This is a genomic window from Streptomyces sp. NPDC005551 (assembly GCF_042871785.1).
Taxonomy (GTDB): Bacteria; Actinomycetota; Actinomycetes; order Streptomycetales; family Streptomycetaceae; genus Streptomyces.
The window spans coordinates 668031-679655 of sequence record NZ_JBIAJE010000001.1 but is presented as its reverse complement, the minus strand read 5'-3'; the positions used below and the strand labels follow the sequence as shown (position 1 = coordinate 679655).

Here is an 11625-nt window from a genome sequence, read left to right as displayed (position 1 = left end):
TTGTAGATTCGTATGAACAGAGGTCATCAGTAACCTCTTCGCTTTCCCCGGGAAACATCCGGCACGGCGGGGGGAAACGGGAGCCCGGCTCGCGAAAGCCCAGCCCAGGGCCTCGGAGAGCCCGGGCGACCGGCCACGGGGGCCGGCGGGCCGCCCGTCACCAGCCGGGAAACCGCGTCCGGGGATCCCCCACCCCGGATCCATCGTAGATTTCTAGACAAAGAACGGCGGCGACGAGACATGCGGCTGCGCGCACTGCTGGACACCGACGCGCTGGGCCTGCGGCTGCTCGGCGGCGAGGGCGAACTGGACCGCACCGTGCGCGGTGTGATGACCACGGACCTCAAGGACCCCAGCCGCTATCTCTCGGGCGGCGAACTGGTCCTCACGGGGCTCGCCTGGCGGCACGACGCCGAGGACTCCGAGCCCTTCGTGCGCATCCTCGCGGGCGCCGGCGTCGCCGCGCTGGCCGCGGGCGAGGCGGAGCTGGGCGACATCCCCGACGACCTGGTCCTGGCCTGCGCCCGCCACCGCCTGCCGCTGTTCGCCGTCAACGAGTCGGTGGCCTTCGCGACGATCACCGAGCACGTCGTACGGCAGGTGTCGGGCGAGCGCGCCGGTGACCTGGCCGCCGTCGTGGACCGGCACCGGCGGATGATGACGTCCGGCCCCGCGGGCGGCGGCCCCGACGTGGTCCTCGACCTGCTCGGATCCGACCTGGACCTGCGGGCCTGGGTGCTCTCCCCCGCGGGCCGGCCCGTCGCGGGCGCCGAACGCAACGGCCCCGGGCTGTCCGCCGAGGTGTGCGCCCGGCTGGCCGCCGAGCACCTGGCGGCGGTCCGTACCGGCCGCCGGGGACCGCACCGGGTAACGGTGGGCCCCGCGACGTACTCGCTGTTCCCGGTCCGCTCGTCCGGCCGCTCCGCGTCCGCCTCCCGGGACGTGCGCGAGACGGTGCTGTCCGACTGGCTGCTCGCGGTCGAGGCGGACGCCGGGGACTGGCCCGCGGAGCGGCTCGACCTGCTCCAGGGCGTCACCCAGCTGATCGCCGTCGAGCGCGACCGGCGCGACGCGGCGCGCACCGTGCGCAGGCGGCTCGCCCAGGAGGTCCTGGAGCTGGTCCAGACGGGTGCCGCGCCCGCCGAGATCGCGGCGCGGCTGCGGGTCGCCGCGCCGGTGCTGCTGCCGGGGCTCGGCGCCGCCCCGCACTGGCAGGTCGTGGTGGCCCGGGTCGAATGGGACGGCGGCGCCGTCGACGGGGGGCCGGTCGCCCAGTCGCTGCTGGAGGAGATCCTCGTCGACCCGCTCTCGACGGGCCCCGAGCACTCCGACCGCATCGCGGTCGCCCATACGGGTGGCGAGGCCATCGCGCTCGTCCCCCTCCCGGCGGTGTCGGCCGAGCACGACGGCTCCGAGTCGGGGCTGCTCGCCGACTCCCTCCTGGAGGCCGTACGGAGGCCGCTGTCGGCCGGGCTGGACGACGACGGGCGGCTCACCCTCGGCGTCAGTGCCGCCGTGCACTCCGCGGAGGGGCTGCGCGGCGCGCTGGAGGAGGCCCGGCACGCGCGGCGGGTGGCGGCGGCGCGCCCGGGGCGGGTCTGCGCGGCCGGACACCAGGAGCTGGCGTCCCACGTCCTGCTGCTGCCGTTCGTGCCGGACGACGTGCGCCGCGCGTTCACCGCCCGGCTCCTGGACCCGCTGCGCGACTACGACCGGCGGCACCGTGCCGAGCTCATCCCCACCCTGGAGGCCTTCCTCGACTGCGACGGCTCCTGGACCCGCTGCGCCAACCGGCTGCACCTGCACGTCAACACGCTGCGCTACCGGGTGGGCCGCATCGAGCAGTTGACGGGCCGGGACCTGTCGCGCCTGGAGGACAAGCTCGATTTCTTCCTGGCGCTGCGCATGAGCTGAGGTCGCTGGCCCCCGCCCCGGGCGGCACGAGGGGCCGCCGCCACCCCGCGACTTTGTGAAATCCTTCACCCGCCCCCTTGGCCGGGCCCCGGAATCCGTGCTGAGATGCCCCCACTCAACAGCTCAACGGTGTGCTCGGGGAGGGCAACGTGGCGCATCCCGCCATGTCCGGTTCCGGAACGACTGCGGGGGACGATCCGCTCCAGACCGCGGTGTGGCGGCTGCGCTCGCGCGCCTGCTGGGCCGACGCGGCCGCACTGGTGGAACCGCACTCCGCGGCGGCGTCGCTGCAGAGAGCTTCCCTGCTCGTCGAGCGGTGCCTGTACACCGAGCACGGATGGGCCGAGGCGGAGGACGCGCTGCGCACGGCGGAGGCGCAGGCCCGGAGCGACGACGAGCGGGGCGCGGCGGCCTGCGAGCGCGGCCAGCTGGCGTACGCGTCCACCCTGCTCGGGGTCCGGGACCGGGCCGACGAGGCGCGGGCCGCGCTCGGCCGGGCGGCGGCACTGATCGCGCCGGGCGCCCCGGGGCGGGCGCTGCTCGACTTCCGGCGCGGGCTGCTCGCCGAGAACCTCGCCCGCTCCCCGCAGTCGGCGCGCGCCGCCTACCGCCGCGCCCACGCCGGGGCCACCGCCCAGGACGACCCGCTGCTGCTCTCCTTCACCTGGCGCCACCTCGCGGGACTCGCCCTGCGTGACGGCGAGTTGGCGGAGGCCCGGCACGGCTTCGCGGAATCCCTGCGCATCCGCGAGGAGTTGGGCTACCTCGTCGGTACGGCTCCGGCGCTGGTGTCCCTCGCGACCGCCGAGGCCGAACCGGAGGCGTCCCGGCTGCGCGCGGAGGCCGCCCGGCTGTTCCGGCTCCTGGGCGGCGTACCCACGTGGCTGGCGCATCAGTTGGCCCCGCCGGCGGCGACGGCCTGACGCCGCCGGACCCGCCCCTGGCGCCGGGCGGGTGGCTACCTACGCGCCGGTGAAGTGCTCTCGCACCAGTGACTGGACCACGGCCAGGTCCTGTGCGGTCAGCGCGTCCAGCAGGGCCGTGTGCTCGGCCGCGTCGGCCACGAGGTCGGCGCGGCCGCGGGAGACGGGACCGCCGGCCAGGGGCCACTGGGCGCGGCGGTGGAGGTCGTCGGCGATCCGCAGCAGCTGCTCGTTGCCCGCGAGGGCCAGGACTGCGCGGTGGAAGGCGCGGTCGTACTCGGCGTAGCTCGCGCGGTCTCCGGTGGAGGCGGCGCGCGCCGTCGCCTCGGCCAGCGGACGCAGTTCGGCCCAGTGGGCCGCGGGTACCGTGCGGGCGAGGCGCAGCATCACCGGGACCTCGATCAGGGCCCGCACCTCGGCGAGTTCCGCCAGTTCGCGGGCGCACCGCTCGACGACCCGGAAGCCCCGGTTCGGCACGACCTCGACAGCGCCCTCGACGGCGAGCTGCTGCATCGCCTCGCGGACGGGCGTCGCCGAGACCCCGAACCGCTCGCCCAGGACGGGCGCCGAGTACACCTCGCCGGGTTCGAGTTCGCCGGCGACCAGCGCCGTGCGCAGCGCGTCGAGGATCTGTCCGCGCACGGAAGAGCGCTCGACGAGCCGCCGCCCGTCGGTGCGGGCCCGCGGGACCGGGGGCTCGCCGTGTGTGTGCTCCCCGCGGACCGCGCCCGTGCGGCCCGGGTGGTGGCCCGCGGCGTCGCGCCGGTCCCGGCCGGCCGGCCGCGGCTGCGGCGGGACGCGCACGGCCGCGGCGGGGGTCTTCGGGGTCTCGGGACCCGTGGGGCGGGGCACGTCGCGCGGGCCGGCCTGCTCCACGGGTCCTCCTTGCGGGCTTGGTGGTACTTGGGGGTCATTGCGGTGGTTGTCACCTGTCCGTCAAGCACCATAGGCGCACGGGCCCCCGGTTCACACCTCGGCCAATCCGAGTAAGGTAAGCCTTACCTTCAAACGATCCCGAAGTGGTGGTCCTCGATGCCCCTCTCCGCCCCGGCCGCAGACACCTCGCGCGGCGTCGCCGCACCCCTGGTCCCCTCGGCCGTCGCGGACGCGTACGCCCGGCTGACCGAGGTGTTCCCCGGGCTGGCGGTCGACGAACTCGGGCTCGCGGAGGCGGCTCCCCGGGGCGCCGGCTGGGTGTCCGCCGCCCGGCTGGCCGAGGGCGGGGCCGATCTGGACGCCTTCCTCGTGTGGGACGAGGAGCAGGTGCTCCGGGACTACGGACAGCGGGCCCGCCCCGACGTCGTGGCGAGCTTCGGACTCCACCGCTACGCCTGGCCCGCCTGCCTGCTGATCACCGTGCCATGGTTCCTGCTGCGCCGGGTCCCGCGTCTGCCTGTGGAGCACGTCACGTACCAGCGCACCCTCGGCCGCATGGCGGTGCGGGTCGGGGAGTTCGCCTGCCTGCCGGACGACCCCGCGGCCACACTGCCCGGCGCCCGCGTCGTACCGGACGAGGCGGCGCTGGAGGCCGAGGTGCGGGCCGCCGTCGCCGAGCACCTGGAACCGGTCCTCGGCGGGTTCGGGCCGCGGATGCGGCGGCGCGGGCGTGCCCTGTGGGGCATGGCGACCGACGAGATCGTCGAGGGGCTCTGGTACGTGGCCCACCTCCTCGGCGAGGAGCGGCGGGCGATGCGCGAGCTGGAGCGGCTGCTGCCGGGGACGACGAAGCCGTACGCCGGATCCGCGGCGTTCCGGGAACTGACAGGACCGGACGGGGAACCCCTGCCCACCCGGGACCGGGCGAGCTGCTGCCTCTTCTACACGCTGGGCCCCGAGGACACCTGCCTCACCTGCCCGCGCACCTGCGACACGGACCGCGTCGCCAAGTTGACCGCGACGGCGACGGGTTAGGGCCCCGGAGGACGCCGGCGGGCGGGTGTCCTCTAAGATCGACTCGCACCGGGAGCATCCGGCTGCGGACGCGTGCCGGAGTCCCCGCGGATCACGAGCAGTTCACAACTTCCTCACCGGCCGCGGGAACTTTCCGTGGAACCACCCGTACGGGTAGTCTTGTTCGTACTCAACTCCCGTCCCTCGCGCGGCAGTTCGAGCAAAATGCCGCCCTGCGCAAGCCCTTGCACCCCCTTGGCGGCCTCTTGCCCCGAAACCCCCCTGAGGGCCGACGGGATTGGGCCACTATGGCGGGCGATACGCCCTATCCCAATGCAAGGGACCCTGATGAGACTGACCGACATATCGCTGAACTGGCTGCTTCCGGGCGCCGTCCTGCTCCTGGGCATGCTGGCGGCGGTGGCGGTGCTCGCGCGCGGCAAGCGGGCGGGGGAGAAAGCGACGCGCGCGGACGACTCGTGGGAGCGCAGTGAGGAGCGCCGCAGGCGCAAGGAGGCCATATACGGCTCCGCCTCCTACGTGCTGCTGTTCTGCTGCGCCGCGGTCGCCGCGGCTCTCTCCTTCCACGGACTCGTGGGCTTCGGCGAGCAGAACCTCGGCCTCTCCGGCGGCTGGGAGTACCTGGTCCCGTTCGGCCTGGACGGTGCGGCCATGTTCTGTTCCGTGCTCGCGGTGCGCGAGGCCAGCCACGGTGACGCGGCACTCGGCTCGCGCATACTCGTGTGGACGTTCGCGGGCGCGGCCGCCTGGTTCAACTGGGTCCACGCGCCCCGGGGCATCGACCACGCGGGCGCACCGCACTTCTTCGCCGGCATGTCCCTGTCGGCGGCGGTGCTGTTCGACCGCGCGCTGAAGCAGACGCGTCGCGCCGCTCTGCGGGAGCAGGGCCTGGTTCCGCGTCCGCTGCCGCAGATCCGCATGGTCCGCTGGCTGCGCGCTCCCCGCGAGACGTACAGCGCCTGGTCGCTGATGCTGCTGGAGAACGTCCGGACGCTGGACGAGGCCGTGGACGAGGTGCGCGAGGACCGGCGCCAGAAGGAGCAGAACCGGCTGCGCAGGCGGGAGCAGGAGCGGGTCGAGCGGGCGCACCTCAAGGCGCTCAGCCGCGGCCACCGCGGCCTGGTCGGCCGCGGCAGCCGGCAGGTGGAGACGACCGTGGAGAGGGCTCCCGCCCCCTCCTCGTCGGAGCCTGCCATATCGGCGTCGGAGCAACTGCCCGCGCGCTCCCGCGCCTCCCTGGAACCGGTCCGCGGCGCCGCCGACCCGGTCATCGACCTCACCGCGGAGGACGACACCATGGGCCTGCCGCGGCTCGACTCCCTGGAGCGCAAGCTGAAGGACCTGGAGCAGCAGTTCGGTTAGGACGTGTCCGGCCCACCGGGCCGGAGACGTCGGTGGAGGGGGGCGCGGCATGAGGTCATGCCGCGCCCTCCTCCAGTTCGAACCACACCACCTTGCCCACGCCGTGCACCCGGACGCCCCAGGCGTCGGCCAGGGACTGCACGAGCACGAGGCCCCGGCCGTGCGTACCGTCGTCGGCGATCGGTACCCCCAGCCGTGGCCTGCGCCCCACGAAGTCCCGTACCTCCACGCGCAGGGCGTGCGGTGAGACGGTGGCGGTCAGCAGCGCGTCATGTTCGGTGTGGATCAGGGCGTTGGTCACGAGCTCGCTGGTCAGCAGCTCCGCCGTCTCCGAGTGTCCCGGTCTCCCCCAGTGCCGTAACAGCTCCCTCAGTGCTCTGCGGACCTCCGGCACCGCCCGTAGGTCTCCGCGTCCCAGCCTGCGCCGGAGCTGCGCCGCTCCCGGCTTCCGCGGACCGTCGTCGACCGTCTCCTCCACTGTTCTCGCCGCGGATGTCCCCCGTGTCACCGGACCACCCGCACGTACCTGCCTCTTCATGGCCCCCGCTTGCACGCCGATGTCGGTTTCCTTCCTGCTCGAACACGTTCACGGGGATCCATGCCCTCCCCCGGACGGCGGCAGTCATCCCGGACCGGCAATCACCTGCCGGACACCGGCGGGTTCCCGGCGCGTCACCGGACGAGTGCCGCCCCGGGGCGGAGCCGTCCGCAGCGGCGAGGCCGGCGGGTCCCGCCGCTGGTCCGCGCGGACGAGGCAACTGACGCGCTTTCCGCACCATTTGCGCGGTCCTGTGCACCGGCCTCCCGGGGCGGACCGGCCGCCGACGGCCGATGAACCGGCGCGTCCGCGCAGTGGACGCGCCGGACGGGCAGCCGGTTCGGCACCCCCTCACGCCGACGCTCCCCGTTGACGCGCGGACCACCCGGCATCGCCCCGACTGCCGACGCACGTCTGCTGATCGAGTCGTAGACGACGTGGAGGCGTTCAGGGCCTCGGGACGTTGCGCAGGTTGGAGCGGGCCATCTGCACCATACGGCCCACGCCGCCGTCGAGGACGATCTTCGAGGCGGACAGGGCGAATCCCGTGACCATCTCGGCTTTGATCTTCGGTGGAATCGACAGGGCGTTGGGATCGGTGACGACGTCGACGAGCGCGGGCCCCTTGTGCCGGAAGGCGTCCTTGAGGGCGCCCGCGAGCTGCTTGGGCTTCTCCACGCGGACCCCGTAGGCCCCGCAGGCCCGGGCCACGGCGGCGAAGTCCGGGTTCGTGTTCGCCGTGCCGTGCGCGGGCAGCCCGGCGACCAGCATCTCCAACTCCACCATGCCCAGCGAGGAGTTGTTGAAGAGGACGACCTTCACCGGCAGGTCGTACTGGACGAGGGTGAGGAAGTCGCCCATCAGCATGGTGAATCCGCCGTCGCCGGACATCGAGACGACCTGGCGGCCGCGGTCGGTGAACTGGGCGCCGATCGCCATCGGCAGGGCGTTCGCCATCGAGCCGTGCGAGAAGGAGCCGATGACCCGGCGGCGGCCGTTGGGCGAGATGTAGCGTGCCGCCCACACGTTGCACATGCCGGTGTCGACGAGCATGCGTTAACAACATCCTCCGCATTCGACCTAGCGTTGGATGCAACAGGAACTGGAGAACGCATGTCACGCAGAACTCTCCCCCGACAACAGCGACGCGCAATCATCTATATCCGCGTCTCGCAGGAAAAGGACGAGGGATTCAGCCCAGAGCAGCAGCTGGCTGCGAACGAGGCCTACGCCAAGACCAACGGTATCCTGATCGTTGATGTGGTCTATGACCTTGACCTGACTGGCCGGGAGTTCGCCAAACGTAAGGTCATGAGGATTATTGACAGAGTCGAGGCAGGCGAGGCCGACTGCGTCATCATCTGGCAATGGTCTCGCTTCGGTCGGAACATCGAGCTGTCTAAGAAGCACATCCGCCTCCTCGAAGAGGCAGGAGGCGAGCTGCTCTCTTCCACCCAGCACTTTGACACCAAGACGACGTCCGGCAAATTCGGGCGTGACCAAATGCTCTTGATCGCCGAACTCCAGACGAACATGATCGGCGATGGGTGGAAAGAAACCCACACGCGGCGCCGAAATGGCGGTCGCCCCCATACCGGCCGGGAGCGCTTCGGCTACATCCGCTGCCCTGACTGTCACCGCAACGAGGACAACCCTCGCGCCTATGTTCGCTGTGCCACCTGTCAGGGCGTCCTCCAGCCGGATCCCAAGGTGAAGAGCGCATACCGTGCCGCCTATTACCGGTACCTGGGCATGAAGGATGAGCAGTCCGGCGTGCTGTACACGGAGGAGTCCGCTGCCGCCATTGCGAAGGACTGGACGGCGCAGGGAATCCGGACCCTGGAAGGGAAGTGCTTTACGGCCACCACGTTGCTCGGGGTTCTCGACACCGGTTTCGCCGCTGGGCTCCTCAGGTCCCGCAGTCAGGAACTTCGTGAGTCCATGCCGAGGAACAACAAGCCGGAATCCTTCGACGTCTGGAACGAGGGCAAGCAGAAGCCGCTCATTCCCATGGACGTCTGGGAGGCATACAAGCAGAAGCGGCGCAAGTCAAAGGGCGGGCACGACCGCGCACCGAAATACGCCGTCTCCGGTTTCCTGCGGTGCCAGGGGCGGCGCTTGGACGGCAGCCTCTGCCATACGAAGATGGTTGCCGCGTCCTTGATGCGCACGAGGGCCAAGGGCTACCGGAAGGTGATGCGGTGCCCGAATGTGGTGAACCGCTCATGCACGGGCGCCGCGATTTCTCTCGACAAGGCCGAGCGGCTGGTCCAGGAGTGGGTTGAGGACAAGGCCAAGGCGAGCGAAATGGGTGAGATCGCGCTGGAACGCGCTGCTGCGGCTGACAGCGCAGAGGCGCGGCTAGCGATGAAGGAACTGGAACTGAAGAAGGTCAAGCAGAAGCTCGGTAAGCTCACGGACTCCTACTTGGCGGACATCATTGACGCGGAGACCTACACCGACAAGAAGGAAGAGCTGAACGCGGACAAGGAGATCCTGGAGTCGCAGATCGATCTTCTTAACGAGTCCATCTCCAGCAACCGGGTTCCGAATAAGCAGGCGTTGCTGAAGCTGTCGGAGCTGTGGCCAAAGATGACGGACCACGAGAAGCGCAATGCGCTCAAGACGGTCGTCGACCACATCAAGGTCTTCAAGGCTGAAGGCAAGGGTGGTCGTGCACGCATCGAGATAATCCCGAAGTGGGATGCTCGTGCTCAGGCTGCTTCCTTGGACATCGCCGCCTGATCCAACTTGGCTGGGTCGCCTTCCTCCTGCCAGATACGGTGGGCGGCCCGGCCGAGGACGGACCAGAAGCCGTCCCAGCACTCCTGCTCGGCCGCTGACACCTTCGGCTCTCCGAACAGAGGCACAACCTCTGCCATATCCTGGGACTCCATTGCACTCCCCTAGCCCGAGTTGAAGGTCTAGGGTGACCCTATCCACCACCCCGGAAAATCTGTTAGGAGCATGGTGACCGTTGACAAGGAAAACCTCGACCGGGTCCTAAAGGCTGCTTTGGCACGCCGAGAGAAGTGGGACGAGCCGCCGGAGGTGGGGGTCATCTATCGGCCCGCGTCGGGTGTCCTTCGCCTCGTTCCGTGGAAGATCTCGCAAGAGGTCTGGCAATCCGGACACCCTGGAGCGTTCCTGTCCTACCTCGCCGACCGATTCATGGAGGACGTCACCTTCAAACGTGACGAGATCCTCAACATCGTTCCCATTGGGGGTGAAGCGCTCGGCATTTACTTCCGGCACGAGGGCTATACGCCTCCCAAGGATCAAGCCGAGGAACTGCGTCGCCGAAGGATGGTTGGGGCCTCCACTCCTCGCTTCAAGGACATCCCTGGGCGCCGTGAATACCGCATGATCCTTGGTGTCACTTTCGAGCTTCTGGAGCGGGGCGCTCTTCAGTACCGTGAGACTCCGCCGCAACCACCGCACGGATACACAGTGCTTGACGGTCCGGTGGCTACGGCCATGGTCCGTATGGCAACGGCCCTCAAGGCAGAAAGGGAGGACAGCGAATGAGCCGCCACTTCGTGATCCCCGTACATGTCGAGCTGCCCGGCGAGGACGACGAGGAGGAGATCCTCCTTCAGCATCTCATGAACCGCATCAGGGAGGCCCCCGGTTTCGAGGGCCTCAAGGGACAGGTCATGGAACCGGAGCAGATCTGATGAGCGCTCAGGCAGACCTCGACGCCGCGATTTCGTACATCAAGCAGCGGGGTATACCCATCGGCCGGATCATGGCCGTCGTCAACGCTGCCCGCCGCTTGGATGCCGAACTGCTTCGTGGGATGGAAGCAGGCGTGGTGCACATGAGTGGGCAGCGGGTTAGCTCCGTGGACTTGATGGCCGACCTGATTGAGCAGCAGGTGGCGGAGTCCAAGAGGGGACGCAAGTTCTTGGAGCACAAGGCGTGAACAGCACGAAGCCCCCGGCCGGTTGGTCGGGGGCTTTTCGTGTTTCTGGGGTCAGTCTGCTTCTGGCAGCTTCTCCAGGGGGCACATGCGGATGTGGCGGCTGAGCGAGGTGGCAGAGGGGAAGGCGAGCTTGACCTTTGCGCACTCGGCATGTGTAGTGCAGGCGTGGGTGAGTGTGCCGGAGAGGTCACTCCATTCGATCTCCCAGACCTTGGCCCCGTCGTGTGCTTCCTTTGCGTGGCTGTTGCGGCTTCGGTACTGCACGACGGCGGGTTGTCCGTTGGCATGGTCAAGGTTGCAGGAAACCATGATGTGGTCCTCGGCCTTGTCCGCCGCAGGTTTCTTCGCGGGAGCCGGTTCGGCTGCCGTGAGTTCGAGCTGTGCCTGTGTGTCGTCCTCTCGGTCGGTCACCTCCTGACGGCTAGGTCCCCGCTTCTTCGGCTTGAGGGATTCATCGACGCCGCACTCTTGGTACAGCTGCGCCCACGGGGCCAACTGATGCAGGTGGACGGTGCAGAGCTCGAAGCGCTTCGGTGGCCCGTCGATGGCGAGCATGATGCTTCGCTCTGCGGGCATCCCAGCAACGCCGAGCTGGCCGCACGGGTCGCAGGTATCGATGAGTTCTCGTGCCATCAGCTGGCCCGCTTCTGGCGGCGCATCATGATGGCTCGCAGATCGGACTGTGCGCTGGCAAGACGGATGGTGCCGCGCCCCTCTCGGGAGAGGCGTCCTGTGCCAGCGGGCATCTGGTAGCCCTTGGGGTATTTGATCCGGCGGCTGACGATGAGGCCGTCGGCGTCGAGGCCTTGTTCAAGCAGGGCCTTGCATGCGCAGCGGTAGTAGCGGGTGAAGCCGCTGTCGCTGTCGCCATCGATGTCGTAGACGCGCCAGGTGTGTCCCTGGTCTCGGCAGGCGAGTGCTTGGCCGGAGACTTCGGCGACGTACTCCGAGACGGCTTCGACGGGAGCGAACCTTACGCGGGGCTTCATGCCCCTAGTTGACCTTCGTACCATGCGCAGAGAGTAAGACGCCCCAGGCGGTATGTCACCCCT

General features: G+C 69.8%; 13 protein-coding genes and 1 pseudogene. 8 read left to right on the top strand and 6 right to left on the bottom strand.

Features of this window, described 5'->3' with window-relative positions; translation table 11 throughout:
* Positions 1–240: 240 nt before the first annotated feature.
* Together ACFYP4_RS03020 and ACFYP4_RS03015 are read left to right on the top strand one after the other, a co-directional pair.
* Complete coding sequence (locus ACFYP4_RS03020) at positions 241–1914, top strand: PucR family transcriptional regulator (RefSeq protein ID WP_388782255.1); 1674 nt, start codon at positions 241–243, stop codon at positions 1912–1914.
* A gap of 149 nt (positions 1915–2063) precedes the next feature.
* The gene (locus tag ACFYP4_RS03015) at positions 2064–2837 is read left to right on the top strand and encodes a hypothetical protein (RefSeq protein ID WP_358855433.1); all 774 of its coding nucleotides are present in this window, start codon (positions 2064–2066) and stop codon (positions 2835–2837) included.
* A 39-nt stretch (positions 2838–2876) separates the two neighbouring features.
* Here ACFYP4_RS03015 and ACFYP4_RS03010 read toward each other — a convergent pair whose 3' ends face one another.
* Positions 2877–3713 carry a GntR family transcriptional regulator gene (locus ACFYP4_RS03010; RefSeq protein ID WP_388782252.1) on the bottom strand — a complete coding sequence of 279 codons (837 nt, stop codon included), beginning with the start codon at positions 3711–3713 and terminating at the stop codon, positions 2877–2879.
* Positions 3714–3869: 156 nt separating this feature from the next.
* Between ACFYP4_RS03010 and ACFYP4_RS03005 the strand changes: the two genes are divergently transcribed.
* Both ACFYP4_RS03005 and ACFYP4_RS03000 read left to right on the top strand, forming a co-directional pair.
* Positions 3870–4748, top strand: coding sequence for a (2Fe-2S)-binding protein (locus tag ACFYP4_RS03005; protein WP_388782250.1), 879 nt, complete (start codon positions 3870–3872; stop codon positions 4746–4748).
* Positions 4749–5075: 327 nt separating this feature from the next.
* Entirely contained in the window at positions 5076–6110 is a 1035-nt protein-coding gene (locus tag ACFYP4_RS03000) for a DUF2637 domain-containing protein (RefSeq protein WP_358855436.1), read from the top strand.
* Between the two features lie 55 nt (positions 6111–6165).
* Here the strand turns inward: ACFYP4_RS03000 and ACFYP4_RS02995 are convergent, their stop codons facing one another.
* Both ACFYP4_RS02995 and ACFYP4_RS02990 read right to left on the bottom strand, forming a co-directional pair.
* Positions 6166–6648: an ATP-binding protein gene (locus tag ACFYP4_RS02995; RefSeq protein WP_388782248.1), complete on the bottom strand. Its 483-nt coding sequence runs from the start codon at positions 6646–6648 to the stop codon at positions 6166–6168.
* A gap of 447 nt (positions 6649–7095) precedes the next feature.
* Positions 7096–7695 (bottom strand): annotated as a pseudogene (locus tag ACFYP4_RS02990) (thiamine pyrophosphate-dependent enzyme); the annotation flags it as partial.
* 66 nt (positions 7696–7761) lie between these two features.
* On the opposite strand from ACFYP4_RS02990, the gene ACFYP4_RS02985 reads away from it, so the two are divergent.
* Complete coding sequence (locus ACFYP4_RS02985; RefSeq protein WP_388782247.1) at positions 7762–9393, top strand: recombinase family protein; 1632 nt, start codon at positions 7762–7764, stop codon at positions 9391–9393.
* Here ACFYP4_RS02985 and ACFYP4_RS02980 read toward each other — a convergent pair.
* Positions 9363–9530 carry a hypothetical protein gene (locus ACFYP4_RS02980; protein ID WP_388782245.1) on the bottom strand — a complete coding sequence of 56 codons (168 nt, stop codon included), beginning with the start codon at positions 9528–9530 and terminating at the stop codon, positions 9363–9365. The genes ACFYP4_RS02985 and ACFYP4_RS02980 overlap by 31 nt on opposite strands.
* An 85-nt stretch (positions 9531–9615) precedes the next feature.
* Here ACFYP4_RS02980 and ACFYP4_RS02975 point away from each other — a divergent pair, with 85 nt between their 5' ends.
* Genes ACFYP4_RS02975 through ACFYP4_RS02965 form a run of 3 tightly spaced genes read left to right on the top strand, consistent with a single transcriptional unit; the run spans position 9616 to position 10573 of the window.
* Positions 9616–10176, top strand: coding sequence for a hypothetical protein (locus ACFYP4_RS02975; RefSeq protein ID WP_388782242.1), 561 nt, complete (start codon positions 9616–9618; stop codon positions 10174–10176).
* Positions 10173–10325, top strand: coding sequence for a hypothetical protein (locus tag ACFYP4_RS02970; RefSeq protein WP_388782239.1), 153 nt, complete (start codon positions 10173–10175; stop codon positions 10323–10325). Before ACFYP4_RS02975 ends, ACFYP4_RS02970 begins: the two co-directional genes overlap by 4 nt.
* Complete coding sequence (locus ACFYP4_RS02965; RefSeq protein WP_388782237.1) at positions 10325–10573, top strand: hypothetical protein; 249 nt, start codon at positions 10325–10327, stop codon at positions 10571–10573. The genes ACFYP4_RS02970 and ACFYP4_RS02965 overlap by 1 nt, the downstream gene beginning before the upstream one ends.
* 51 nt (positions 10574–10624) lie before the next feature.
* Here the strand turns inward: ACFYP4_RS02965 and ACFYP4_RS02960 are convergent, their stop codons facing one another.
* Complete coding sequence (locus ACFYP4_RS02960) at positions 10625–11206, bottom strand: hypothetical protein (protein ID WP_388782234.1); 582 nt, start codon at positions 11204–11206, stop codon at positions 10625–10627.
* On the bottom strand, positions 11206–11562 hold the full coding sequence (locus ACFYP4_RS02955; RefSeq protein WP_388782231.1) for a hypothetical protein: 357 nt from the start codon (positions 11560–11562) through the stop codon (positions 11206–11208). The genes ACFYP4_RS02960 and ACFYP4_RS02955 overlap by 1 nt, the downstream gene beginning before the upstream one ends.
* Positions 11563–11625: the final 63 nt, after the last annotated feature.